Here is a 25236-nt window from a genome sequence, read left to right as displayed (position 1 = left end):
GCGGCCGGAGTCCTGCGCCGGCCGCAGACCGGCTTTCACACCGGGCGCGGCGAGAGACCCTGCTCGAACGCGAGCACCCCACTCGGGTCGTACTTCGCCGCTACCGCCCGGAGCGTCCCGAGATTCACCCCGTAGTACGCGGTGGCCCAATCCTTCTGGTCGTCGTTGATGTAGTTGACGTACGCGCCGCCGGTGGCGAATTTCGCCAGCCGTGCCTGGACGTCGTTCACCTCGTGCTTCGCGGTTTCCCGGTCGACGTCCGGGGCGGCGCTGAGGTAAACCTGCACGTCGCCGAAAACACCGCGGTGGGCGAACGCGGTGTCGGTGGGGCGGATATCGGAGACCGCCGCGTCGAGCGGGTTCACTTCCAGCGCGATCTTGGTCTCGCCGGTGACGAGCGCGCTCAGCTGCGCCGGATCCGCTTTTCGCGCCAGAACCCGGGAGGCCGCCATGAATCGACGACGTCCCAGGCTTCCGGACCAGAAATCCATCGCACCGAGATAGTCGGTCTCCTGGAAGCCGCTGACAGTGCCCTTGACCCCGGCCCGGCGCTCCAGATCGGCGATGAGTTCGCGCGCCTGTTGCTCCCCGCCGAGGAGGCAGCCGGGCACGCCCGCGGCCGGGTTCGGGCCGCCGAGCACCGAGATGTTCGACCAGAATTCCCGTGGCGCGGCGGTGATCCAGTCCTGCCAGGCACCGTAGACGTCGGTGCCGGACCCCTCGGGGAAGTTCACCACGAACACCGTGACCCGCGGCGGCGCGGGCACCGTGCGGAAGGTGAATTCCGTGGTGACGCCGAAGTTCCCGCCGCCTCCGCCGGTGAGCGCCCAGCCGAGGTCCGAACCCGGGTCGACCGAATGCACCCGCAGATCGCGCGGTGTCACGACTTTCGCGCCGACCAGGTGGTCGCAGGTCAGTCCGTACTTCCGCATCAGCACGCCGATCCCGCCGCCGAGCGCGAGCCCGGCGATGCCGACCGAACCGCAGGTGCCGCCCGGCAATGCGCGGCCTTCGGCGGCGAGCGCGTGATAAACGTCGATCAACCGCGTGCCGGGGCCGACGACCGCGGTGCCGTTCCGCCGGACCTCCACGCGGTTCATCAGCTTGAGGTCCGCGACCAATCCGTCGCCCGGAGTGGAATAGGCGACATAACTGTGGCCGCCGCTGCGGGCCGCGAAGGCGATTTTGTTTTCCCCGGCGAAAGCCAGGCACTTCCGGACGTCGTCGGTGTCGGCGCAGCGGGCGATCGCCGGCGGGTAGCGGTCGTCGTAAAGGATGTTGAACGGCGGGCGGATTTCCTCGTAGCCAGCGTGATTTCGCTGCAGCAGCGCGCCGTGCAGCCGCCTGCGCAACGCGGCCCAGTCCGGCTCCTTTCCGGCGGCCTCGGCAACGGTTCCGGCCCCGACCACGGCCGTGCCCGCCGCGAGCGCGGACAACTGCAAAAGACGACGACGGCTCAACGTCATGGTCGACCCCTCCACGGCGCGTGCTGCGGAAACCGCCGGCGCCCGCCCGAGATTCCCCTTGTCCGACGGCGCCAGCATAGACTAATCTTTCCGAAATAGAAGACGTATCTACGGTATCTCGGAAATACGTGATTCGGGGGGTTGTCGGGTCGAGGTCGACCGGCCTTGGTCCACCATCGGATCAGGAGGTGCGGTCGGCATGGGCGCAGACAGCTCTCACTCGGACGGCTCCGGCTCGGCCGGTTCGGCCCCGCCTCGATCGGCGCGCCGGTCCGCGGTGCTGGCTTCCAGCATCGGCACGCTGCTCGAGTATTACGACTATTACCTGTTCGGCCTAGCCGCCGCCGTCGTGTTCCCGGCCGTGTTCTTCCCGTCCGCGGACCCGCTCACCGGGCAGCTGTCGTCGTTCGCCACCTTCGCCGTCGGATTCGTGCTGCGCCCGGTCGGCGGCGTCATGATCGGCCACATCGCGGACCGGTTCGGGCGCAAGAAGGCTTTGATCCTCACCATCGTGCTGATGGGCATCGCCACGATTCTCATCGGCGCGCTGCCCGGGTACCGCCAGATCGGCGTCGCGGCTCCGATTCTGCTCGTCATCCTGCGGCTGCTGCAGGGATTCTCGACCGGCGGCGAAATGGGCGGCGCGATCTCGCTGGCCGTCGAACACGCCCCGCCGCGCAAACGCGGTCTCTATGGTGCGCTGCTCCTTTCCGGGGCGGGAGTCGCGCTGCTCATTTCCTCCGGATTGATGGCGTTGTTCGCGACGCTACCCGATCGGGATTTCCTGGCCTGGGGCTGGCGGATCCCGTTCCTGCTGAGCTTCGTGCTGCTGGTCGCGGGCTTGGTCATCCGGCTGCGGGTGGGCGAAACGCCGGAGTTCGAACGCGCGCGCAAGGTCGATTCCGGCGCGCGCATTCCGTTGGTCTCCGTACTGCGTCGTCCACGCAATTTGATCTACGGCGTTCTGTTCGGTTTCGCCAACAGCATCGGCGGTTACGTGATCACCACGTACGGCGCGTCGTACGTCAAGAAAGATCTCGGCATGCCCGCGTCGGTGGCGCTCACCGCGACAATGGTCGCCGCCGGCGCACAGATCGTTCTCGCGCCGACCTGGGGTGCTTTGTCGGACCGGATCGGCCGGAAACCGGTGTTCCTCGGCGGCTGCGTCGGGCTCGCCGTCGTGATCTTCCCGGTGTTCTGGCTGTTCGAGACGAAAAACTCGGTGCTCGTGGCGGTCGCGATGGTGCTGGGCTTCTCGGTGTTCGTGATGGCGATGTCCGCGCTGTCCCAGACGATTCTGTCCGAATTGTTCGACACTCGCTCGCGCGTCACCGGCGTCAACCTGGGATATCAGCTCACCGCCGTGCTCGGCGGCGGATTCGCGCCGTACCTCAGCGCGTGGCTGGTCGGCGCGACCGGCGCGGTGTGGGGCGTCGGCATTTACGTGATCGCCGGCTGCGTGCTCAGCGCGGTCGCGATGCTGATGTTGCCCGAACGCGCCGGACAACCGTTGCCGGAGCCAGCCGTTGAACCGAAAGCCGCGACGGTATGACCTTGCTGGGATATGTCAGCGATGAACGCTATCTCGCTTTGCCGGACGTGCTCGTCGAGATCGGCGATCACTGGACTGCCCGTTCCACCGCGACCGGAGCGATCCACGCCGACGTCCCGCCCGGCGACTACCGTGTCACCCTCGCCAAAGACGGCTACGGAGCCAAACACGTAGACGTCGCGCTCGGCCCCGGCGAACCACATCAATTCCGGCTGCTGTCCGACCGGATTTTCGGCTATATCTGGCCGAAATGGGCCCGCAGCGGCGACGAGGGCGAGTTCCGGATCCACAGCCCCGAGCCGTATCGGCTGAGCCTGTGGCGACACGGGGCCGCGGCCGAGGAGACGGCGCTGATCGGCTGGTTCGACGAACACGCGCCGCGCGCCACAGTGCAGGTGACGCCCGACGGAGACTACACGCAAACCGGTGTGCGATTCAACGAAAAAGGCTACGTCGATCCCTCGCACCGCCAATACGTGACGGCTCCGGACCGCAGTGGCCTGTACTACTTTCACGTCGAAGGCGAGTCTGGGGCGCGGTTTTCGTTCCCCTGGGTGGTCGCGCCGCGCCAGCCGACCGCGCCGATCGCCGTCGTCGCCTCCACGAACACCTGGAACGCCTACAACAACTTCGGCGGCCGCAGCAACTACATCAACGCTTCCGGACTGCCGTCCGCGCCAGTTTTGGTGCCCCGCTTGGAAATGCCCCGGTACCTCGAATCAAGCTTCAGCGAACACGCGCTGCCCGATGACGCGTACCCGCCGCTGTCCTTCGAGCGTCCGGAGCCGTTGAACCAACTCAGCGCGGACGATCAGCCAGCGGATCCGATCCGCGGCAGGCAGCCATGTCACCTGGCCGCCGCGGAATGGCGACTGCTCAGCTGGCTCGAACGCAACGGCTACGAATACGACCTCTATTCCGACGCCCACCTGCACGACGGCACCCTTCCGCTGGACAGCTACCGCGTGCTGGTCCTGAGCACGCATCCGGAGTATTGGTCCCGCGAGATGTACTCCGCGGTCTACTCCTGGGTCCACGACCGCGGCGGAAAGCTCGCCAACTTCGGCGGCAATGTCGCCGACTGCGAGGTGGCTTTCACTGCTGACGCGCTGCACTTCCGCACCCAGGCCATTGAGGACGGTCCATACGAGAGCCGGATGCACCGGACGTTCCGGCCGGCGTCGGAGCTGTTCGGCGTGGTCTTCACCAGCGCGGGTGCGATGACCGGCGCGCCGTACGAGGTGCTCGACCCCGGCCACTGGGCATTCCGTGGCACCGGATTGGCCAAGGGAGACCTGTTCGGCGCCCGGAGCCTGCACGAACGCTGCCCCGGCGGTGCTTCCGGGCATGAAACCGACAAGACCGGCCCGCACAGTCCACAAGGGACTCACGTACTCGCGCGCGGCCGCAACCCCGGTGACGGCGGCGGCGAGATCGCTTGCTACTCGACAGCCAGCGGCGGCGAGGTGTTCTCGGTCGGCTCGATTACCTGGTCGTCGTCGGTGCTGGTGGACGACGGAGTCTCGGCGGTGACCGCGAACGTCCTCGACCGGTTTATCGGACGCTCCTGAACCCAGCGGCGATATCGTCGGCTACCTCGACGCCCAAGCCAGGTGCGTCGCCGAGCCGGACCTTGCGGCCGTCGCTGCGCAACGGGATCTTGAGGATGTCGCGCTCGTAGTAGTGCGCGCCGATGATGTCCGAGGGAATCCGGGTCGACAGCCCTGGCGCGGCACAGGCCGCGTGCAGCTGGGCCGCCGCGCCGATGCCCAGTTCCCCATTGGACCCGAGCACGACGTCCAGTCCGAACGCGTTCGCGAGGTGCGCCATCGACACCACTCGGCCTGGCCCGCCCGCTTTGCCGATATAGAGGCTGACCGCGTCCGCCGCTTCGGCTCGGATCACGGACACCAGATCGTCAGTGCCGAACACGCTTTCATCCGCCACAATGGACAGACCGCGTCCGCGCAGGTCGCGCATCCCGGCGAGATCCCCGGGCGCCACTGGCTGCTCGAGAAACGCCGGGTCCTGGTCGCGCATCAACTCAATCGCCCTCGCGGCGTCCGCCGGCCGGTAGCCGCCGTTCGCGTCGAGCCCGAGGAACGTGTCCACCCCGACGAGCGCGCGGGTCTCTGCGAGCCTACGGGCGTCCTCTTCAGGGTCGAAACCGATTTTCAGTTTATAGCTGCGAAAACCCGCTTCGTAGGCTGCCTGGTAGACGTCGTGGAGTCTTTGCCCGCTGCCGCTGAGTGAGCACTTCACCGGCACTTTGGTCCTTAATGGACCACCGAGCGCGGTCGCGAGCGGAACGTCGAGCGTGCGCGCGTACGCGTCCCACAATGCCGTCGAGATCCCCGCTTTGGTGAACGGCGCACCAGCCGCCGCGTCGTCCATCCGCCGCTCGAGATCAGCGACCGGGACGAGCGGCCGGCCGAGGATCGCCGGAGCAAGGGCTTTTCTGATGAGATACTCCGCCGTACCAGCGTCTTCGCCACTCCACTGAAGCGTCGCGCTGACCTCGCCCAGCCCGGTCGCACCGTCCGAAGTGGTCACCCGGACCAGCAAGAAGTCGGAACGATCATGCGTCCCGCGAGCCCCGGCCACGACGAGTTCCGGCCGCACGACCGGACTGATCGCGACGACCTCGATGTCTTCGACTGTACTCACAGGAACTCACGGAACTCCGCTAGAAACCGGTCGATCATCCGGATGTCCTCGGCGTCGAGCCGGTGCGCGGGCGCACGACAGTACGGGCTGGCGAACAGCCCGCGGCGGACCGAAATCAGCTTCTCAGTGGCGATAATTCGCTCAGTGTCGAGCATCCAGTAGGAGATATAGGGGAGCAGCCTGCGGTGCAACTCGTCCCCGCCCGCGTCGTCCCCGCTCTCGAACCGCCGCCAGATCTCCACGTAAATCTCAGTGAACGAACACCCAGGCTGCGTCCCGACCGCACCCCGCCGGATCGCGTCCGGCAGCTGCACCCCCGCGTACCCCTCGACCGCCGGAATCGGCGGATCCCCAGCAGCCAGTTCGGCGATCAACGGCCCCGGCGGACTCGACTCGACCTTGACCAGCCGCAGATTGGCGTGCTTGGCCGCGATCGTGCGAAGGACGTCCGCATCAAGCCGGGTGCCGGTCTCGGCGGGCGCGTATTGCACCACCACCGGAGTCGGATCCACCGCGTCAAGCACCTCCCTAATATGCTTGACCAGCGCTTTCCGGGAGGGCTGCAAATAGTGCGGCGGCAAAAGATTGATCAAATCAGCGCCCGCGTCCACCGCCTCGGTAGCCCGCTTCACCGCAAGCCGCGTCGCGTGATCCTGAACCGCGACGATGGCCAAGACATCCGGCCGCAGCGCGGTTTCCGTCAGCAACACCTGAGTGAGCGTCTGCCGTTCGTCCTCTGTCAGCTTGTAGAACTCCGACGCGAACCCAGGGAACATCACGCTGCCGACGCCGGTCCCGAGCACATGCCGGACCACGCGCCGAAAGCCGGAAACGTCGATCTCGCCGTCGTCAGTAAAAGGCACTTCGAGAACGGGAGAAACTCCCCGGATCGGCGTCATCGACGATTCCTCTCCAGGCCAAGCGCGGCAACCGCGTCCGCGTGAATGACTCCCTCGATCAGCTCCGCGGAAATCTTGGGCAACGCCGTGCCCTCGACGATGTCATTGACCCGCCGGATGCCCGCCATCGCCTCCGCCGTAGTGGCGATCGGAAAATCCGACCCCAGCAGCAGCTTGTGCGGCACACCCCACTCCTGCGCCGCGAGCAGCGATTCGTAGCAGACCCAAGGACGGAGGTAGATCGAGGAGACGTCGGCGTAGACGTGCGGATGCTTGCGGATCGTCACCACAGTCTCGCGCCCCCACGGATGTCCCATGTGCGCCATGACAATCCGGAGTTCCGGGAACTGCAACGCAACCTCGTCCGTGACGAGCGGATACGTGTAGCGGAGCGGTGCCTGCCGAATCGGCGATGCCCCCTGATGGAACAAGATCGGCAACCCGTTCCGCTCACAGTAACCGTAAAAATCCAACGCGGCCTGCGACAGCGGATCGAAATTCTGATAGTTCGGTCCGAGCTTCACTCCGACCAGCCCCAGTTCACGACACCGATCAGCCTCTTCGAACACGTCAGGCGCAGTCGGATTCACCGACATGAACCCGATCCGCCGCTCGGGATCGTCCGCCGCGAATGCCGCCGTGGCCGTATTGGTGTCCTCCGCCCGATACGGCAACCCCGTGGCCTCTTCGGGCTTCTCGACCGCGATGTTGAACACAATGGACAGATCGGCCGCCGCGGTGGCTTTGTCGTAGTCGTCCCAGGAATTGGTGGTGACCACGGCCCGGTCGGTACGCCACCCCTCGTAAACGCGCAACTCGTCCTCCGGCACCGCGGCCCGATGGGTCGGAGTGTGAGTGTGCACGTCCACGATCATCGCTTCACAACACCTTCGCCAGCGCTACAAACCGGTCCGCGAGCCCGTTCGTGATCCTCTCGAACCACCTGTGCCCCTGATCCTCCGTAGCTAACGCGGGCTGGTCGGTATACCCGTCGATCTCCCGCCAGACCTGTCCAGAGTGGATGTCCACATCAGACACCCGGGTTTGCGGCGGCTTCTCCCGAGCTGCTCTCTCCTGAACCAGCTCACCGCGAACCGCCAACATCATCGAGGTCTCGAACTCGCCAGCATGCCCAGGAACGATGTCCTCAGGCTCGAGGACCCGCCAGTAATCGGTATGCGCCACCGCAAGCCCATGCCGAGTCGACGCACCTCCAGCGAACGCGTGGCAAACCCCCACGTTGCCCCCGTGCCCGTTGACCACGACCATCCGCTTCCCGCCCTGCACCGCGATCGAGCGAGCCAGATCGTCAAGCACGTGCAACAAGGTCTGCGCCGACAGCGAAAGCGTGCCGTTGAAGGGAAGATGATGATCAGAAGCCCCATACGGAATCGGCGGCGCAAGCAACAACGCCCGCTCGGCCCGCGGTGCCGCGATCTCAGCCGCGCGCTCGCACGCCGCAGCCGCGAGAAACCCGTCCGTCCCCGTAGGCAAATGCGGCCCGTGCTGCTCGGTCGCGCCGATGGGCACCAAGACGAGCGCCTCGGAAAGCACACCCCGCACCGCGGCGCGGTCGGCCTCCGCCCAGCGCAACAGTGCGCCCACGACGTCTCCCCGATACTCCGGTTGGCCTATCTTCCGGTATTTCGTAGAAGTCTTCCTGATTTAGGAAGATAGTCGATCCGGAGGAGAGAAGCAATGCCGTTGACCGGACGGCAAGAAGCAGCCCGACCGCCGATGAAGCTGCGGCCGGGCCGTGGACGTGCAGAAAAGGCTTACCGGTCGGTCGGATCCTTGAGTACCCGCAACGCTGGCTCCGAAGCCTGAGATGCGACTAGTGGTGCCTGGTGGAATCAGACGTTCGCGTCCTGCTGGTCGAGAGCGACTGCCGGCGGGGTGGCAGCGGTGCCGCGCTTTCAAAGCGCCGTTCCAGGATTCCTCGCATCCGTCGCCGAACCATACGACGCTGCCAGTGCGAGTGATGTTTGCAGGGCGGGTCTGGCTCCGGTGGGCGGCGAGCGGTGGTGTCGATCGCATCGCCGGAGGCGAGCACGCGACGTACGACGTGTGCTCGCCTCCAGTCGGGAGAACCAGGGCGGACGCCCCGAACCGGCTGTCGACGGTTCTCGTGCGCCCAATCGGCGTAGTTGATTACGACAACGCCCGCTGCTCGTCTTTCTGTCGCGAATGAAGGTAGGATGCAATGATGGCGGATGGCAGATTTTTTGAGATGAGAGAAATCGACTTCTATGAATACGATGATGATGCGCGGCGTTTGCTCGGTCAAGGCATCGAGCTTGATGAGGTCATAGCTGAACTGCGCAGAATAGGTTGCCCGAAGATTGGCTGCATGGATGTATTGTCCAGGATTGCTGGAGTTTCGCTCGGCGAGGCTAAACTGCTTGTCCACAACTCGCCTGCCTGGGATGACGTGAAGAAACCTGATGAGCGCAGTGCAGCCCTGACGGGCTTGCGAGCCTCGCCCGCGTTTCAGGTGAGAAGTGGAATTCTGATACCGTTTTGGGATAACCGTCTACGTTTCTGCGTTGGAAAAAGATAAGGAGTGAACTTCGATCCAATCGCTGAGGCAGGCTGGCTGGGCTCGCGGCCGCGATGTGGACATTTCAGATGACTTGCGTGCACTGGTGTCGGAGTATTCACTGGCGCAGTCGATTTTCTTCGCGAATTTACTGGGCTCAGTATGTACTGAAAGAGGAGCGGTGGCTTCCCGGATGATCTCCAGTTGTCTGCTTCGGCGGTTTTGACGACGCATTCGGCGAGCTTGGCGACGACTTCCTGCCGCTCTTTGACGGGTCGATTTACCGTACGGTGTTTATTCGCGATTTATGATCTTGAGCGGCAAGGTTGGCGATCAGAGGCGGGAATGCGTACAGCAAGATTGACTGTTGCACAATGGGATGAGGAGTCCAAGATTCTCACGATCGGCTTCAGTGAAGAAGCGGATGGCTCGGGAAGAAGTCTGTTAATCCAGCGGCAGCTCGGTGAGGTCTCCCAGCAGGATGTGGAACTGGGGCACGACACCTACTGTTTAATCACCGAAGACGGCGCGACTTGCTACGGTGGGATCATTGGATTCGTGCTTAACAGAAGCACTTTGGAGGTAACGCTCAGCGAAGAAGCTGCAAGCATCCTCAGCTTGCCGGTCCATCAGAGCATTGACTTAGAAGTCGGCGCGGAGGACTGGGAGAGACTGGAACGGGCGATGGATCAAGTCTTCGCCAGCAGTTGATGCGAACGGGCGGCCTCCCTGCTGATGATGTGCAGCAGAGAGCCGCCTCCGGTGGAGCCTTACACCACAAACCCCAGTCGCCGAGAAACCTCCTGCCCCACCTGCACCACGCCCCGCACCGCAGCCTTCCGTTTCTCCCCAACCAACTGCCGCGCAAACCCCGTCACCCCAACGGCCCCTGCGACAGCCCCCTCGGCATCGAAGAACGGCGCAGCAAGGCAAGCGATCTCAGCCTGCTCCTCCTCGCTCTCAATCGCATACCCATCAGCCCGCACCTTCGCCAGCAAAGCCAGAAACTGACCAGCATCCGGCGCAGCAGCCTTCGGCCCAGCCCCGAGCGAAAGCCGCGACAACAACGGCTTCAACTCAGCCTCCGGCAGATGCGCAGCAATCGCCCGCCCAAGCGCAGTCAGGTCAAACGGCGCGACCTTCCCCCGATAAGTATCGAACTGCACAAACCCAGGCGTAGAAGCCTTAGCCACATAAACAACCGAAGCATCCTCCAAGATCCCCACATGCGCAGGCATTCCCAGACTTTCCGCAAGACGCCGCAAGTCGGCCTGGACGATGGACGGCAGGTCGACCTTCCGCACCAGCTCGATGGCCAACCCGTAGAGCCGCAGCGTAGGACGCCAGAAATGGCTCCGGCCGACGACCCGCCGCACGGCATACCCCCGCTGCTCAAGCGTGTAAGCGATAGAAGCGCAGGTCGCGAGCGGCACCCCGGCAGCCTTGGCGAGAGCGGTCAGCGTCAGCGGTTCCTCGGCCCGCACGAGGGCTTCCAGCACGGTCAGCGTCCGGTCCGCGGCCGGCGACGCTGCTTTGCCCGGTGCGTCGCTCATGGCACCAACCTTTCGGATACCTGTACTCATCTTCGGAACACGGTAGCGTCCGGTCAGCCGGCTGGCTCGATACGCTCGATCGTCTGTTCGGCCCAGGACCGGATGGCGGCGGCCTGCGCGGGGGTCAGCTCATCCAGGAAGTGGCGGCGGATGTTGTTGCCGTGGACCACCAGGGCCTCCTGGATGACCGTGCGGCCGTGCGCGGTGAGGCTGATTCCGGTGCGCCGGCCGCTGGGGCCGCTGCGGGTCGGGGCGACCAGGTCGCGCGACTCCATCCTCGTCAGCTGGTGCGAGAGGCGGCTCTTTTCCCAGCCCAGCGCCTCGACCAGATCGGCGACGCGCGCCTCTCGGCCGGGGGTTCGCCACAGGGTCACGAGCACGCTGAACTCGGCCTTCGAGATGCCGCAGGCACGCTGCAGTCCGCGGTCCAGTTCGCGGGTGAGCAGGCGTTGGGCCCGCACCCAGGCGTTCCACAGCTCCCAGTCGTCGGGCGTCATGGGCAGGGAGCGTACCTCGACAGTTGACTCATCAACTCCATCGGCCCTAGAGTTGATGCATCAACTGCGGGGAGGGTTCATGCGGACGTTGCTGCGGAACGGCATTGTGGTCAGTCTCGATCCGACGGTCGGGGATCTGCCGCACGGGGACGTGCTGATCGAGGACGGCCGGATCGCGGCGGTCGGCATCGCGCTCGAAGCCGACGCCGAGATCGTGGACGCGACGGGCAAGATCGTCCTGCCGGGGTTCGTGGACACCCATCGGCACACCTGGCAGACGGCGTTTCGCGGGCTTGGCGCGGACTGGACGTTCGCCGAGTACCGCGAGACCATGCACGAGAAGCTGAGGCCGCACTACCGGCCGGAGGACGTGTATCTCGGCAATCTGCTGGGGCGGCTCGAGGCGCTGAACTCGGGCGTGACGACCATGCTCGACTGGTTCCACTGCTCTGATCGTCCGGAGAACGCCGACGCGGCGATCGATGCGCTCCAAGAGGCACCCGGAAGGTCGATCTTCTGTTACTGCGCGATGGACCCCGCCGACACCGCCCGAGTGCGGAATCGGCTGTCCGGCGACGAAATGGCGTTCGGGCTGCGTGGGCCGATGTTGACCACAATGGACACCACGGCCGCCGACGTCGCGTTGGCGCGGAAACTCGGGCTCAGGGTGAGCATGCACCTCCACCGCTCGGGTCGCGACTCGATTCCCGAGATGCATGAACGAAAACTGCTTGACGACCGGACGACAATTGTGCACGGCAACGGCCTCACCGACGAGCAGTTGGCGATCCTCGCGGACGCGGGCTGCTCGGTGACGGTCAGTCCGGACGTCGAGCTCAAAATGGGGTTCGGGTGGCCGGAAACCGGACGTCTGCTGGCCGCCGGGATCCGGCCGTCGTTGTCGGTTGACGACTGTCCGTCAGTGGGGGGTGACATGTTTTCGGCTATGCGCACGGCATTCGCGGCACAGCGCGGTCTGGACGGCGGTCTTGTCGCGCGCGATGTGCTCGAGTTCGCCACTGTGGACGGTGCTCGAACTTGCGGGCGAGAGGGCCGGGCGGGAAGCATCAGCGTCGGGAAGGACGCTGATCTGGTGCTCATTGACGCGGAGGATCTGTCGGTGTTTCCAGTCAACGACCCGGTGTCCACAGTGGTCACTGCTGCGCATCCGGGGTTGGTGGACAGCGTCTTCGTCGGGGGAAAAGCAGTTAAGCGGGACGGGAAACTGCTGGGCGTTGATCTGCCGAAGCTCAGGACCCGACTGCTGGAATCGCGCGACCGGATCGCGACGGCGGCCGGATTGGCGGGCCAGTGAAAGTCCTGGAGACGGATCGGTTGCTGCTGCGGCGATTCACCGAAGCCGACGCCGAGAACCTGGTCCAGCTCGACAGCGACCCGCGGGTGATGCGGTTCCTGACCGGCGAGCCGACGCCCCGCGCCGAGGTCGAGGACAAGATCCTCCCCGCCATCCTCCGGGACTACGAAAACGGACCGGCCGGGCGGTGGGCGGCGACCGAGCGGGAGACCGGCGAGTTCGTCGGCTGGATTTCGCTGGACCCGCCGGAAGACGGCAGCACAGCGGAGCTGGAACTCGGCTATCGGTTGATGGCGAAAGCCTGGGGCCGCGGCTACGCGACGGAAGGCGCGCGGGCGGTGATCCACAAAGGATTCACCGAACTCGGCATGCGACGGGTGTGGGCACAGACGATGGCGGTGAACACCCCGTCGCGCCGGGTGATGCAGCGGGCTGGGCTGACTTACGTCCGCACGTTCCACGTCCACTTCGACGATCCGTTGCCGGGCACCGAACACGGAGAAGTCGAGTACGCGTTGACCAGGGACGAGTGGGTGGCCAAACGCCGAGGCTGACCCGGGCGCCGCGATTCAGGCTGAACCAGGGCAGGACTCGTGCCCCGCCGTCCATGGTGCGGCGTGAGCGGATCCGGCGTCCTGTTCGTCCCGAATAGACTCGCCGGGTGATCAACCTCCGGCGGGTCTCGAAATCTCGGCACGCGGTGTGGTTCCCCCTGCTCGGCCTCGCGTTCTTCGCCGGATCGCTGCTCCCGTCGCTGCAGACGTTCGGGACGCAGTTCGGCGGGTTGCCGTCGCGGCCGTTCGACGCGCTGGCGGTCGGGGCGGTCGCGCTGCAGTCGTTGTCGCTCGCGGGAGCCCGCCGGTGGCCGGTCGCGGTGCTCGCGCTGGTGGCGGCCGGGTTCGCGATCGACCAGCTGTGCGGGTACCACTCGTTCGCCGGTTCGGCGTTGCCGGTCGCGGTGCTGAACGCCGGATGGCGGGCGGATCGGGGGCGGCGCGCGGCGGCGATCGCGTTCACGGTGGCGTATCTGCTGTTCGTGGCGGCGTTTCCGCTGCGTGGCGGCGGTGAATCGGCGGCGGGAGTGGCCGCGTTCTACCTGTCGTTGGTCGTCGTGTGGGGGATCGGGGCGTGGCTGCGCTCCACCCGCGCCGCGGAGGTCGAGCGGCGCCGTCGGGTCGCTGAGGAAACGCGTGCGGCCGAGCGGGCGCGGATCGCTCGCGAGCTGCATGACGTCGTGACCCATCACGTGACGGCGATGGTCGTGCAGACCGAATCGGCGCGCTATCTCACCGGCGACCGGCTCGGCCAGACGCTCTCCACAGTCACCGACACCGGGCGCCAAGCCATCGCTGAGCTGCGGAATCTGCTCGACGTGCTCAATCCCGGCCCGCACAAGGACCTCGGCCTGGACACGTTGGTCGAGCAGACGCGGCGCGCGGGGCAGCCGGTGGAGTTCACCGAGGTGGGCACTCCCGCGGAATCGGGCGCGGTGCCGGTGGTGTACCGGGTCGTGCAGGAGGCGCTGACCAACGCGCTCAAGCACGCGCCCGGCAGCCCGACGTCGGTCCAGGTCCGGCACGGCGAGGAGGACATCACCGTGGAAGTCCGTACCGACAGCGAGGCCGACCTGGCCGTCCGTGGCAGCGGGCGCGGGCTGGCCGGGCTGCGGGATCGGGTGGACGACGTCGGCGGCGACTTCAGCGCCGGCCGCGGCGAGGGCGGCGGGTTCTGCGTCCGGGCCCGGATTCCGGCATGAGCGCGCCCTTGCGGGTCCTCGTGGCCGACGACCAGGTGCTCGTCCGGACCGGGTTGGTGACGATCATCGACGCCCAGCCGGACCTGGAGATCGTCGGCGAATGCGGCGACGGGCAGGCCGCGGTCGAGCTGGCCCGGGAACTGAGCCCGGACGTCGTCGTGATGGACGTGCGGATGCCGGTGCTCGACGGCATCGCCGCGACCCGGCTGCTGTCCGGAGCCGGCGTCGCGGCACCGGTGAAAGTGCTGGTGGTGACCAACTTCAACCTCGACGAGAACGTTTACCAGGCGTTGCGCGCCGGGGCCGCCGGGTTCCTGCTCAAGGACGCTCCGCCGGACCAGTTGCTGCACGGGATCCGGACGGTCGCGTCCGGCGCGGCGCTGCTGGATCCCGAGGTGACGCGTCAGCTCGTCGGCCGGTACGCCACCCGGATCCGCCCCGCTGCCGCGGATCCGGGTGACCTCCCGCTGGCCCCGCGCGAGCTGGAAGTCCTCCGCCTGGTCGCGGAAGGCCTTTCCAACAGCGAAATCGCCACGACGCTCGTGCTCAGCCAGGAGACAGTGAAGACTTACGTTTCGCGAATGCTCGCCAAACTCGGCGTCCGCGACCGGGTACAGGCTGTCGTTTACGCCTATCGGAACGGACTGGTCGATTAGCCCGCGACTCGCGCGGCGACGTTCTCGATTTCCTGGACGGCGACGTCCGGCTGATCCACGTAAATGTAGTGCCCGCTGGTTTTCGCGACAGTCAGTTTGCTGCGACTGGAGATCGCGAGCCATTTCTCCTGACCCTCGGACCACGCTCGTTCCAAGCCCGGTCCGTATCTGGGAAGTTGCGCTAAGTACGGCTGGCCGTGCTTGATCACCTCGACCGGAATGTCCCCGGCGGATTTCACGTCCGCGTCGGCGACGACCAGCTTTTCCGGGCTTTCGCCCTTGAACACCGCCATCGTCTGCGCGCGGAGATCGGCCGCGTCCCCGGTGGCGTCGGCCGGGATTTCCCTGACCAGATCGGCGTTCTGCGTCGGCGAAGTGGCGTCCATCAGCACGAGGCCCTTGACCTTGTCCTGGTGTTCGGGCGCGTAGCGGGCGGCGATCAGCCCGCCGAGCGAATGTCCGACCAGCACGACCGGGGAGTCCGCGGCGAGCTGGCCGAGGACGCCGGTCAGCACCTTTCCGGTGGTCTCGAAGGTCTGCGGACCGGCGGGCTGGTCGCTGCCGCCCGCGCCGAGCCGGTCGTAGGAGCACACCCGGTTCTTCTTGCCGAGTGTTTCCTGAAGGCTGGCGAATTTGTCCAGTGCGTCGCCGCCGCCGTGCAGCAGAATCACTACTGGTTTGCCTTTTTCGAGCGCTCCAGAACAGGACACGTTCACCGATTTGCCGTCGACGGTGATTTTCTTCGCCCCGGTGAACGCGGCCTGGCTGACCGGTGCGCTGCTCGGTGCCGGATCCGGGTCCGTTTCCTCGTCGCATCCTGCCAATAGCAGACAGGCCGCGATCGCCGCCGCGGTTCCCCCGAACTTGCGCATCGAATACTCCTCCATGGCAGAACCCGGTTCACGAAAGGCCGTGCCGGGACGGGGAAACGCTACTGATTCGGCCGTATGGAATCGTCCCCGCGCAGTGGACACCTGCGGGTAGCTCTCCTGGGGGACACCGGGAGAGCTGCTTTAAACTCTCGGTATGTCATCGGGTGCCGCGCGAACCGGCCGGGCAGCGGCGGAGCGCGAGCCCGGGTCCCGGCTGGAGTTCGCCGTGCTCGGACCGGTCCGCGGCTGGTACGGCGGGCAACCGCTGGAGTTCGGGCCGGTGCTGCGGACGACGGTGCTGGTCGCGCTGCTCCTGCGGCCGGACGTCACGGTCAGCCGAGCCGAGTTGGTCGACCGGGTGTGGGGCGAGCGTCCGCCGGAGAGCGACGGCGTGCCCGGCTACATCTATCAGCTGCGGAAATCCCTGGCCGCGGCCGGTGCGGACGCGAAATCGGTGCTGCGGACCGACCCCGGCGGGTACCGGTTCGCCGGGGCGGGCGTCGGGGTGGACGCCGTGCGGGTCGAGGAGCTCGCCGCTCGCGCCAAGAAGGCGGCCGCGGCCGGTGCGCTCGCCGCGGCGGCGGACGGATACGGCCAGGCGCTGGCCTTCTACGAGGGCGTTCCGCTGGCCGGACTGCCCGGCCCGTTCGCCGAACGGGAGCGGCGCCGGTTCGGCGAACGCCGCGTCGGGCTGGTCGAAGGCCGCACGGACGCGCTGATCCGGCTGGGGGAGTACGAATCGGCGATCAGCGAGGTGTCGGCGCTGCTCGCCGAGCATCCGGATCGCGAATCGCTGACCGGGCTGCTCATGCGGGCCTTCTACGGCGCTGGCCGGCAGTCCGACGCGCTCGACACCTGGCGCGAGTTCCGCGTCCGGATGCGCGATGAGCTGGGGCTCGAACCCAGCGAAGACCTGCGTCGCGTGCACGAAGCGGTACTGCGCGGCGATGACGGTGCGCTCGATGTCGCGTCCCGGCCCGCATCGCCGCCGCGAATCCGGGACGAACTGCCGCACGACGTCGGAGAGTTGGCCGGCCGCGACGACGAACTGGCCCGGCTCGCCTCGCCGGGGAGCGCGGTGTCCGCGGTGGACGGTGTGCCCGGGGCCGGAAAGACGGCGCTGGCGGTGCGCGCGGCCCAGTTGCTGCGCGAGGAACATCCCGACGGGTGTTTGTTTGTTGGCCTGCACGGGCACAGCACCAGCCGGGCTCCGCTCGCGCCGGTGCGGGTCGTGCGCCGGTTGCTGCGTTCGGCGGGCGTCAACGACCAGAACATTCCGGACGACCTGGACGAACTGTCCGCGAACTGGCGCGCCGCGACCGCTCCGCTGCGTTTGGTGCTGGTGCTGGACGACGCCGTCAGCGCCGAACAGGTCCGCCCGCTGCTGCCCGGCGGAACCGGCAACCGGGTGCTGATCACCAGCCGCCGCCGACTGCCCGGTTTGGACGTTGAACGCCGGATTTCCTTGGGGCCGTTGACTTCCGACGCCGCGGCTGGCCTATTGAGCAGGATCGTCGGCCCAGCTCGCGCAGGTCAGGAACGCGAGGCGGTGCGCGAACTGGCCAGCCTTTGCGGACGGCTTCCGCTCGCCCTGCGCATCGCGGGAGCCCGGCTGCAGAACCGTCCGATGTGGACTTTCCGGGATTTGGCGGACCGGCTCGCCGACGACACCGGCAGGCTCAGCGAACTGACTGCGGAGGAACGCAGCGTCGAGGCCGCATTCCGGCTTTCCTACGATCAGCTTCCGGCTGACGCGCAACGCGCCTTCCGCACGCTGGGCCGCGCGCCGGCGCCTGAATTCGACGAACTGGTCCTCGCCGCGATGCTCGGCTGCTCCCGGCGTGCCGCGGAAAGCGTGCTGGAGGACCTGGTCGACGCGAACCTCGTGCAGGCTTTCGCCGCGGGCCGGTACCGAATGCACGACCTGGTCGCGGTTTACGCCCGCCGCCTCGCCGGGGACGAACCCGATGTCGCCAGCGGACTCGGGGTGTACCTGCAGGCCTGCCGCGGCGCGAGCGAATGGGGCGAACCCGGTTTCCCCACGGGTCCGGAACTCCCCGACTCGCCGTTCGCCAGGCTAACGGACGCTTCGGCCTGGCTGGACCAGGCGGGCGACCTCGTGGAAGTGGTCTCGTCCGCGGTCGCGGCCGGGCACGCGGACTACGCGTGCTGGATCGCCGAGGGCGCCGTCGACTATCTCGTGCGGCGCATCCGCTACCGGGAATGCCTTGCCCTGCTGGAAGTCGTGCTGTCCGAAGTGGACAACGTGGCGGACCGGCGGATGGCGACGGCACTGCGCTTCGGGCTCGGCTGGGCACACCTCGCGCTGGGAGATTCCGCCCAGGCCAGGAAATGGTGCGAAGAAGGACTGCGAATCAGCCGCGAAAACGGTGACCGGCGCGAAACCGCGCGAGGTTTGTGCGGGCTGGGAATGGTCACGATGCTCGCCGGACCGCTCGATGAAGCGGAGCAAGTGTTGACCGAGGCGCGAACGCTGGCCGCCGAGGTAGCGGACAGCTGGCTGGTCGAACGGGCGGTTTCCGGACTCGGTTACGTGCATTTCAAACAGGGCGATTACGAACTCTCGCTCGCCTGCTTCGCCGAATCGCGGGAAGTCGCGGTGGCGACGGGCAATCCGGCGATGCTGGGTCGGGTCTCCAGCCACATCGGCAGCGTCCGGCTGCATCTGGGCCGTTCGGCGGAAGCGGCGGAAGCCTTGCGCGAGGCAGTCGGATTGGCGGAGCGGGTCGAGGATCGGCTGTTGCTGGTGAGTTCGCTGTCTCGGCTTGGTTCCGCGGTACAGGATTTGGGGAGTTTGGATGTGGCGCTCTCGTATCATCGGCGGGCGTTAGGCGCGTTGACAGATCAAATGTCGCCGTGGGCGGAGATCGAGGTTCGTAATCGGCTGGGGGCTTGCCTGCAGGCCCGGGGTGACGACGCGGCGGCGCGGGAACAGTTCGAATTGGCCGCTGCGGTGATGGCTTAAGCCGCCCGGCCGGGTTGGCAACGACGGCCAACCCGGCCGGTTCAGCGCGCGGGATCTGTCCGATCAGGAGGAGCGGATCGCCTCGATCTCCAGGACGAGTTCGATTTCCTTCGACACGAGAAGCCCGCCCGATTGAAGCACCATGTTCCAGACCAGACCCCAATCCTCGCGGTTGATCTTGCCTCGAGCGGAGAACACCGCGCGATCGTTTCCCCATGGGTCGCGCGCGTGCCCGAGATACTCCACAGCGAGCGTGACCGGACGCGAAACTTCTTTGATGGTCAGGTTTCCGACCATGGTCGCGTGGCTTCCGGTCGCGGTGACCGAGACCGATTCGAACGTGGCTCGCGGGTGATGTTCCACGTCGAAGAAATCGCCGGAACGGAGATGGTCGTCCCGGGTCTGGTCGCCACTGTCCACTGTGGCCATCTCGATGACCGCGCGCACTGTGGTGTCTTCGATCCGCTCGCCGATTTCCAGCGTCGCGTCCACGCCGATGAACCGGCCGCGAACCTTGGTGAGCAGGAAATGCCTGCCGACGAACCCGACCTCGGCGTGCCCGGGGTCCACCTTCCACGTGCCCGCCGCCGGAAGTTCCACCCCGGCGACTACGCGGGTGGCGGATGTCGCGTCTGCCATGTCGAGTACCAGTCCTCTCAGTTCCCGGATTCGGTCGGCAGTCCGGCTGCGATCCAGTCGGCTTTGCCCTCGTCGTAGTCGAAGACCTGGGTGTATCCGAGTTCCGACAGCTGCTTCGCGACGTTGCCCGAGTTCTGGCAGGGCGAGTCGGCGCAGTAGACGATGACCGCGGAATCCTTGCGCGGCAACAGGGCAGGGGCGAGCTTCTCGACGTCGTCCACCGGCAGATTCAGCGCGCCGGGCAGATGCGCCTTCGCGTAATAGTCGGCGGGCAGCGCCTCGACGACGATCGCCGACCCGGCGTCGATTCGCCGCTTGACCTCGTCCCGCGTGATGGGCTTGACCATCGGACCTCCTCGAAGAATTTATGTGCGTACGCACGCACTCTATACATTAGGTGCGCCCGCACGCAATGAACTACACTGGGCGGGTGAGCGACCCGAAGATCGGACTGGAGGCCTGGCGGGCGATGCTGCTCGCGCACAGTGCCGCGGTGCGAGCCATCGAAACCGACGTGCAACGGGGCGGAACTGTGCCCCTGGCTTGGTACGACGTCCTGCTGGAACTGAACGCGGCGGGGAAGAACGGGCTGCGGATGGCGGAGGTCGCCGACCGGGTGGTGCTCAGCCGGACCCGGGTGAGCCGGCTGATCGACGAGATGGTGCGGGCCGAGCTGGTGACGAAGCGCCCGGAACCGGACGACCGCCGGGTCAGCTGGGCGGTGATCACCGATGACGGGGTCCGCGCGCTGCGCAAGACAGCGCCGGTTTACCTGCGGAGCATCGAACGGCATTTCTCAGCGCACGTCACCGACGAGGAGGCGGCGGTGATCGGGAAGGCGTTGCTGCGGGTCGCCGAAAGCGGGAAGACCTCGCGGCCGGTCTAACGCAACCTCCACCGGTGGTCGGCGGTCCCGTTGTCGCTGAACTGGACCCGCTTGGCCGACGACAGCTGGCCGTTTTTGACCGCGCTCCTTGATCGCGAGCGGACGCTTGCTCGACCTGGCCGCCACCGAATCGCAGCGAGAGAACGCGCTGGAATTCGTGCGCTGGGCACGCGAACGAGCCGAATCGCACCGCTGATCACGGGCGATCAGCGCCCGTTGCCAGGACGAAACACCGTGAGCTCCCCGTAGCTCGACAAAGCGCCCGCAAGATCACCAGATCCCTTGCGCAGCACGGAATCCAGAAAAGCCAGACTGGCAGCGGCCACCACACGCGGACTCTCAACGCGACCCAGCGACCCGACGATCGAAGGCACCGGCGGCAGGTACAACGGGCCATCAGTGAAGGTGAGATGCGCGGCACCAGGAATGGTGAGTCGGTAGTTCGTCGCCGTACCCCGCGTGAGCACCTCGGTAAGCCGAGGCAGATAGCGCGGATCGGTGGCCGGAGTGACGGCCTGGGTGAGCGCGAGCGTCGGCTGATCAAGCAACGGCGACAAAGGCCCGCGAGGGTAACCGTCCAGATTGATGACGGCGGTGAACCGGTGATCCCGCCTGGCCGCCAGCAGCGCGGCGGCGCCACCCATCGAGTGTCCGGTCACGGCGACCCGACTGGTGTCGAGGCGGGCGGTCAGCGGGTCGGTGCCGAGCCGGGTCAGTGCGAAGCTGAGGTCGGCGGCTCGGATCGAGGTCCAGTCGTCAGCCAACCTGTCGTCCTCATCCCGGTCGCCGGTGGAGGACGTAGCGCTGGTGATCGTCCGGCCGTCGGCGAGCACGACGGCGGCGGAGTCGTACGGGTGGTCTAGCGCGACGACCACATAGCCGTGGCTGGCGATTTCCTCCGCCCATGCGGTGTTCTGGGTGCGCACCCCGCTCGACCCCGGCGAGAACAGCACGACCGGGAACCGTCCGCCCTCGACGGCCACCGGGGCGTCGGGGATCGCGTGGGTGCGGGCGCGCGGAACACCGTCGAACAGGAAACCCGGCAGGCCGACTCCGCCGGCGAGGGCTTCGGAGACGGTGCGTGCTTCGGAGACAGTGCGTCCGAGGTACTGGGCACGCGGCGCGTCCGCTGGGGCGTTAGCGGGGTACCAGAGCTGGGCCACGACCGTGCGGTGGTCCCGCGGATCGGCGGTGAAGGTCTCGGGACGGTCCGGGTCGGTCCACTGCAGCACCCGGGTGCCGACCGCGAAGCTGCCGGAGGGCGTAGGGAAGACGGGGACGGGAAAGGCCCACGCGGTCACGGGTCCGGCGGTGATCAGGCAGACGCAGAACACCGATCCCGGCAACGTCAGCCACCAACGAGCCCGCACCAGCGGGGAGAAGGCGAAGGGCACCGCGACAAGACCGCCCGCCAGCACCGGCAGCAGCTGCCAGCGGATCCCAGTCACGCAGAGCGCGATAGCGGACAGCACGAACACCGCCCCCGCCGCGACGGTGAAGCGCGGGCGGGCAGCGGCGGGTAGCCAGTGCGCTGCCACCAGCGCGACGGCGCCGAGCGCCGTGAGGATTTCCAGCAGGTTCATGCCGCCATATTCGGTGCCGGACCAGCCCGGCCACATCGCTCTCCGGACCCGATCTCCACCCCGTCCCCAGTGGCAATCGAGCACCCGGACCAGCGGCCGCACTACGACCACAGGAGGTATCGGAAGTCCTTCCGCAGTCGCAATCCGGCCCGTGGCGGTCAGACGTCAGGCTCATGTGCGCGGCGGGCCGTCCGCCTACGCTTGCCAGATGACGACCGAGCGGGTGCGGGATTCCCTGCTGCCCGCGCTTCTCCTGCTTCACGTCTTGACCATGTGGACACCCGCGGAGCTACCGGTGGCCGCCACACTCACCGCCGCACTCGCGCTGCCCTTGGTGTGGCGACGCCGAGCCCCGCTCACGGTGTTCGGCGCGGTGGCAACCGCGGCCGCAGTCCAGTGGCTGGTGGGCATCCAGCTCCCCGCGGACATCGCATTGCTGGTGGCGCTCTACACAGTGGCCGCGAACTCGGGCAAGCGCGTCACGTTCGTCGCGGTCGCCGTGGTGGAGATCGGGGCCGTCCTCGCCTGCCTGCGCTGGGCGGGCGACGGTGCGTTCCTGACCCCGTTCGCCGCGCTCACCGCGATGGTCATCGCCGCGGCCGTCCTCGGGGTGAACAAGCGGACCGCACGCGCCTACCTGGAAGCCGTGCGGGAACGGGCCGTCGCCGAGGAACGAGCCCGGATCACCAGGGAGATGCACGACATCGTCACCCACAACCTGTCCGTCATGGTCGCGCTCACCGACGCTGCCGTCTCCGCCCAGCCGCGGTCGCCAGACAAGGCCACCACCGCGATGCTCCAGGTCTCCGAAACCGGCCGACAGGCCCTGACCGACATGCGCCGTTCGCTAGGCCTCCTGCGCACCGACGAACCCGACGCAGCGCGCCACCCGCTGCCCGGCATCGCGCAACTGGAAACCCTCGCAGAGCAGATGTCCGCCGCCGGACTCCCGACCAGCCTCGACCTTGACGGCAGCCACACGCACATCCCCGCGACCGCGCAACTGACCGTCTACCGCCTGGTCCAGGAAGCCTTGACCAACACGCTCAGGCACACCCCCGCCGACACGCACGCGAAGGTCCGGATCGAATGCGCCGCCGACACCGTCACCGTGGATGTCACCGACACCGGTCCGCCGACGTCCCCCGGCTCCGGCAACGGCATCACCGGCATGCGCGAGCGCGCGGCAGTCTATGGAGGCACGGTGCTGGCCGGACCGCTTCCCGGCGGCGGCTGGGGAGTGCACACCCGCCTCGCCTTCGGTGCCTCAGCGGAGTCCGCATGACGATCCGCATCCTGATCGCCGACGACGAAGCGTTGCTGCGTATGGCATTCAGCCTGGTTCTGGACGCCGAGCCGGACCTGGAACCGGTCGGTGAAGCGGCGAACGGCGCCGACGCCACCCGCCTAGCCGTCGACCTCCGCCCCGACGTCGTCCTCATGGACGTCCGCATGCCGACGGTCGACGGAATCGAGGCGACCCGGCAGATCCTCCGAAGCCGCCCGCAGACCAGAGTCCTGATCCTCACCACGTTCGACCTCGACGAATACGCCTTCGCCGGGCTCAAAGCCGGAGCCTCGGGCTTCCTGCTCAAGAACGCCAGACCCGAGGAGTTGCTCGCCGCGATCCGCACCGTGGCCGCGGGCAACGCGGTGGTCTCCCCGCGCGTCACCCACCGCCTGCTGGAGAAATTCCGCCCGCACCTGCCCGACGCAGACGCCGCCAGCGACGAGCGCCTGAGCAGACTCAGCGCCCGCGAGCGCGAGGTGCTCGTCCAGGTGGGTTCCGGTCTTTCGAACGCCGAGATCGCCACCGCGCTGCACCTCGCGGAGGCGACGGTGAAGTCCCACCTGGGGCGGATCCTGCACAAACTCGAACTCCGCGACCGGATCCAGGCCGTGATCTTCGCTTACGAAAGCCGCCTCATCCACCCGGCGGGATAAATAAAACTGGCCGATACCCGCACCGTGAAGGCGATTTCGAGTATCGGCCGATGATGTGCCCTCGGCAGGATTCGAACCTGCGACACCTGCCTCCGGAGGGCAGTGCTCTATCCCCTGAGCTACGAGGGCTCGCTTGCGCGAACTGAACAAAGCCTAGCGCATGCCCTCTCACGACCGCGCACAGAGGGTGCTTAGCGCGGTAGCGTCGAACCGTCGACGCGGAGGGAGGCGGCGGTGAGCGCCGAGCCGTTCCAGGTCAGGGTGGCGGACGAGGACATCGACGACGTGCGGGCGCGGTTGCGGCGCACCCGGTGGCCGGAGGCGGAGACCGTCGGCGACTGGTCGCAAGGGCTGCCGCTCGCGTATGGCCAGGAGCTCTGCCGGAGCTGGGCTGAGGACTATGACTTCGGGTTCGCCGCGAGGCTCAACGTCTTCCCGCAGTTCCGCCAGGAGATCGACGGCCTCGGGATTCACTACGTCCACCTCCGCTCGCCGGAGCCGGACGCGTTTCCGCTGGTGATCACGCACGGCTGGCCGGGATCGGTGCTCGAATTCCTCGACATCCTCGGCCCGCTGACCGATCCGCGGGCGCACGGCGGCGATCCGGCGGACGCGTTCCACGTCGTCGCGCCTTCGTTGCCGGGGTACGGCTGGAGCGACAAGCCGAGCCAGGCCGGTTGGGGCGTCCGGAAAATCGCGACCGCCTGGGATCAGTTGATGGTCTCCCTCGGCTACGAGCGGTACGGCGCGCAGGGCGGGGACTGGGGTTCGGCGGTCTCGGGCGCGCTCGGAGAGGTGGCGCCGGAGCGGGTCGCGGGCGTGCACGTCAACATGGCGGCTGCGCCTCAAGGCCAGTTCGAGGACGAGACCGACGAGGAGCGCGACGGCGCGCGGGCGGCGGCCGAGTTCCGGCGCACTGGCCAGGGCTACTCGGGGCAGCAGGGCACGCGTCCGCAAACTCTCGGCTACGGCCTCACCGACTCGCCGGCGGGACAGGCGGCCTGGATCGCCGAGAAGTTCTGGGCCTGGACCGACAACAACGGCCACCCGGAGGACGCCGTCACCCGGCAGCAGCTCCTCGACGCGATCTCGGCGTACTGGTTCACCGCGTCGGCGACGTCGTCCGCGCGGCTGTACTGGGAGAGCTTCCGCAGCTTTGGCGATCTCGTCACCGCGCCGTCCGGAATCTCCGTCTACCCGTGCGACATCATTCGCCCGTCGCGGCGGCAGGCGGAGCTGAAGTACACCGATCTGCGCTGGTTCGAGCGGTTGCCCCGGGGCGGGCACTTTGCGGCGATGGAACAACCGGCATCGCTCGTCGAGCAGATTCGCGGCTTCTTCCGGCTCGTGCGCTGATCTTTCCCACCTCGCGGAACAGGGCTGGGAGAAACGCGTCACCAGGCATTAGAGTGAAGTTAGGCTACCC

Annotated in this window: 24 protein-coding genes and 1 tRNA gene; 13 read left to right on the top strand and 12 right to left on the bottom strand. The window is 67.2% G+C overall.

The features are described from left to right. Window positions 1-35: 35 nt before the first annotated feature. Window positions 36-1466, bottom strand: coding sequence for an FAD-binding oxidoreductase (locus ACWDNU_RS13205; protein ID WP_449668982.1), 1431 nt, complete (start codon window positions 1464-1466; stop codon window positions 36-38). 199 nt (window positions 1467-1665) lie between these two features. Here ACWDNU_RS13205 and ACWDNU_RS13200 point away from each other — a divergent pair, with 199 nt between their 5' ends. Both ACWDNU_RS13200 and ACWDNU_RS13195 read left to right on the top strand, forming a co-directional pair. After that, window positions 1666-3018, top strand: a complete 1353-nt coding sequence (locus tag ACWDNU_RS13200) for an MFS transporter (RefSeq protein WP_449668981.1) — start codon at window positions 1666-1668, stop codon at window positions 3016-3018. Then, window positions 3015-4589: a N,N-dimethylformamidase beta subunit family domain-containing protein gene (locus ACWDNU_RS13195; protein WP_449668980.1), complete on the top strand. Its 1575-nt coding sequence runs from the start codon at window positions 3015-3017 to the stop codon at window positions 4587-4589. The genes ACWDNU_RS13200 and ACWDNU_RS13195 overlap by 4 nt, the downstream gene beginning before the upstream one ends. Here the strand turns inward: ACWDNU_RS13195 and ACWDNU_RS13190 are convergent. From ACWDNU_RS13190 to ACWDNU_RS13175, 4 genes are read right to left on the bottom strand one after another with little or no spacing between them, the layout of a single operon-like run. After that, the gene (locus ACWDNU_RS13190) at window positions 4573-5685 is read right to left on the bottom strand and encodes a mandelate racemase/muconate lactonizing enzyme family protein (RefSeq protein ID WP_449668979.1); all 1113 of its coding nucleotides are present in this window, start codon (window positions 5683-5685) and stop codon (window positions 4573-4575) included. The genes ACWDNU_RS13195 and ACWDNU_RS13190 overlap by 17 nt on opposite strands. Beyond that, on the bottom strand, window positions 5682-6584 hold the full coding sequence (locus ACWDNU_RS13185; protein WP_449668978.1) for a dihydrodipicolinate synthase family protein: 903 nt from the start codon (window positions 6582-6584) through the stop codon (window positions 5682-5684). The genes ACWDNU_RS13190 and ACWDNU_RS13185 overlap by 4 nt, the downstream gene beginning before the upstream one ends. After that, the gene (locus tag ACWDNU_RS13180; protein ID WP_449668977.1) at window positions 6581-7459 is read right to left on the bottom strand and encodes an amidohydrolase family protein; all 879 of its coding nucleotides are present in this window, start codon (window positions 7457-7459) and stop codon (window positions 6581-6583) included. Before ACWDNU_RS13180 ends, ACWDNU_RS13185 begins: the two co-directional genes overlap by 4 nt. Before the next feature lie 4 nt (window positions 7460-7463). After that, on the bottom strand, window positions 7464-8189 hold the full coding sequence (locus tag ACWDNU_RS13175; protein WP_449668976.1) for a creatininase family protein: 726 nt from the start codon (window positions 8187-8189) through the stop codon (window positions 7464-7466). A 625-nt stretch (window positions 8190-8814) separates the two neighbouring features. Between ACWDNU_RS13175 and ACWDNU_RS13170 the strand changes: the two genes are divergently transcribed. Both ACWDNU_RS13170 and ACWDNU_RS13165 read left to right on the top strand, forming a co-directional pair. Next, window positions 8815-9144 (top strand): hypothetical protein, encoded by a 330-nt coding sequence (locus ACWDNU_RS13170; protein ID WP_449668975.1) that lies wholly within the window; start codon window positions 8815-8817, stop codon window positions 9142-9144. 183 nt (window positions 9145-9327) lie between these two features. Then, entirely contained in the window at window positions 9328-9834 is a 507-nt protein-coding gene (locus ACWDNU_RS13165) for an Imm10 family immunity protein (protein WP_449668974.1), read from the top strand. Between the two features lie 59 nt (window positions 9835-9893). On the opposite strand, the gene ACWDNU_RS13160 is transcribed toward ACWDNU_RS13165, so the two are convergent. Together ACWDNU_RS13160 and ACWDNU_RS13155 are read right to left on the bottom strand one after the other, a co-directional pair. Continuing rightward, entirely contained in the window at window positions 9894-10676 is a 783-nt protein-coding gene (locus ACWDNU_RS13160; protein ID WP_449668973.1) for an IclR family transcriptional regulator, read from the bottom strand. A 53-nt stretch (window positions 10677-10729) separates the two neighbouring features. Further along, entirely contained in the window at window positions 10730-11173 is a 444-nt protein-coding gene (locus ACWDNU_RS13155) for a MarR family winged helix-turn-helix transcriptional regulator (protein WP_449668972.1), read from the bottom strand. 79 nt (window positions 11174-11252) lie between these two features. Here ACWDNU_RS13155 and ACWDNU_RS13150 point away from each other — a divergent pair, with 79 nt between their 5' ends. From ACWDNU_RS13150 to ACWDNU_RS13135, 4 genes are all read left to right on the top strand, one after another. After that, window positions 11253-12488 carry an amidohydrolase family protein gene (locus ACWDNU_RS13150; RefSeq protein WP_449668971.1) on the top strand — a complete coding sequence of 412 codons (1236 nt, stop codon included), beginning with the start codon at window positions 11253-11255 and terminating at the stop codon, window positions 12486-12488. Then, complete coding sequence (locus ACWDNU_RS13145; RefSeq protein ID WP_449668970.1) at window positions 12485-13042, top strand: GNAT family N-acetyltransferase; 558 nt, start codon at window positions 12485-12487, stop codon at window positions 13040-13042. The genes ACWDNU_RS13150 and ACWDNU_RS13145 overlap by 4 nt, the downstream gene beginning before the upstream one ends. 107 nt (window positions 13043-13149) lie before the next feature. Then, on the top strand, window positions 13150-14244 hold the full coding sequence (locus ACWDNU_RS13140; protein ID WP_449668969.1) for a sensor histidine kinase: 1095 nt from the start codon (window positions 13150-13152) through the stop codon (window positions 14242-14244). Then, window positions 14241-14900, top strand: coding sequence for a response regulator (locus ACWDNU_RS13135; RefSeq protein ID WP_449668968.1), 660 nt, complete (start codon window positions 14241-14243; stop codon window positions 14898-14900). The genes ACWDNU_RS13140 and ACWDNU_RS13135 overlap by 4 nt, the downstream gene beginning before the upstream one ends. On the opposite strand, the gene ACWDNU_RS13130 is transcribed toward ACWDNU_RS13135, so the two are convergent. Beyond that, entirely contained in the window at window positions 14897-15772 is an 876-nt protein-coding gene (locus tag ACWDNU_RS13130) for an alpha/beta fold hydrolase (protein ID WP_449668967.1), read from the bottom strand. The genes ACWDNU_RS13135 and ACWDNU_RS13130 overlap by 4 nt on opposite strands. A gap of 154 nt (window positions 15773-15926) precedes the next feature. Here ACWDNU_RS13130 and ACWDNU_RS13125 point away from each other — a divergent pair, with 154 nt between their 5' ends. After that, window positions 15927-18758 (top strand): AfsR/SARP family transcriptional regulator, encoded by a 2832-nt coding sequence (locus ACWDNU_RS13125; RefSeq protein ID WP_449668966.1) that lies wholly within the window; start codon window positions 15927-15929, stop codon window positions 18756-18758. A 63-nt stretch (window positions 18759-18821) separates the two neighbouring features. Here ACWDNU_RS13125 and ACWDNU_RS13120 read toward each other — a convergent pair whose 3' ends face one another. Continuing rightward, complete coding sequence (locus tag ACWDNU_RS13120) at window positions 18822-19397, bottom strand: YceI family protein (protein WP_449668965.1); 576 nt, start codon at window positions 19395-19397, stop codon at window positions 18822-18824. A 17-nt stretch (window positions 19398-19414) separates the two neighbouring features. Further along, entirely contained in the window at window positions 19415-19744 is a 330-nt protein-coding gene (locus ACWDNU_RS13115; protein WP_449668964.1) for a rhodanese-like domain-containing protein, read from the bottom strand. Between the two features lie 83 nt (window positions 19745-19827). Between ACWDNU_RS13115 and ACWDNU_RS13110 the strand changes: the two genes are divergently transcribed. Then, on the top strand, window positions 19828-20283 hold the full coding sequence (locus ACWDNU_RS13110) for a MarR family winged helix-turn-helix transcriptional regulator (protein WP_370934533.1): 456 nt from the start codon (window positions 19828-19830) through the stop codon (window positions 20281-20283). A gap of 206 nt (window positions 20284-20489) precedes the next feature. Here the strand turns inward: ACWDNU_RS13110 and ACWDNU_RS13105 are convergent, their stop codons facing one another. Then, window positions 20490-21866: an alpha/beta hydrolase family protein gene (locus tag ACWDNU_RS13105; RefSeq protein ID WP_449668963.1), complete on the bottom strand. Its 1377-nt coding sequence runs from the start codon at window positions 21864-21866 to the stop codon at window positions 20490-20492. A 208-nt stretch (window positions 21867-22074) separates the two neighbouring features. On the opposite strand from ACWDNU_RS13105, the gene ACWDNU_RS13100 reads away from it, so the two are divergent. Together ACWDNU_RS13100 and ACWDNU_RS13095 are read left to right on the top strand one after the other, a co-directional pair. Then, window positions 22075-23151: a sensor histidine kinase gene (locus ACWDNU_RS13100; protein ID WP_449668962.1), complete on the top strand. Its 1077-nt coding sequence runs from the start codon at window positions 22075-22077 to the stop codon at window positions 23149-23151. Further along, window positions 23148-23810 (top strand): response regulator, encoded by a 663-nt coding sequence (locus ACWDNU_RS13095; RefSeq protein ID WP_449668961.1) that lies wholly within the window; start codon window positions 23148-23150, stop codon window positions 23808-23810. Before ACWDNU_RS13100 ends, ACWDNU_RS13095 begins: the two co-directional genes overlap by 4 nt. A gap of 56 nt (window positions 23811-23866) precedes the next feature. Here ACWDNU_RS13095 and ACWDNU_RS13090 read toward each other — a convergent pair. Further along, window positions 23867-23939 (bottom strand) — tRNA-Arg (locus ACWDNU_RS13090). Between the two features lie 105 nt (window positions 23940-24044). Here ACWDNU_RS13090 and ACWDNU_RS13085 point away from each other — a divergent pair. After that, window positions 24045-25166 (top strand): epoxide hydrolase family protein, encoded by a 1122-nt coding sequence (locus tag ACWDNU_RS13085; protein ID WP_449668960.1) that lies wholly within the window; start codon window positions 24045-24047, stop codon window positions 25164-25166. Window positions 25167-25236: the final 70 nt, after the last annotated feature.

The sequence above is a fragment of the Amycolatopsis sp. NPDC003676 genome (genome assembly GCF_053587275.1).
The sequence above is the reverse complement of the archived record's forward strand: the minus strand, read 5'-3'. Positions and strand labels throughout refer to the sequence as shown.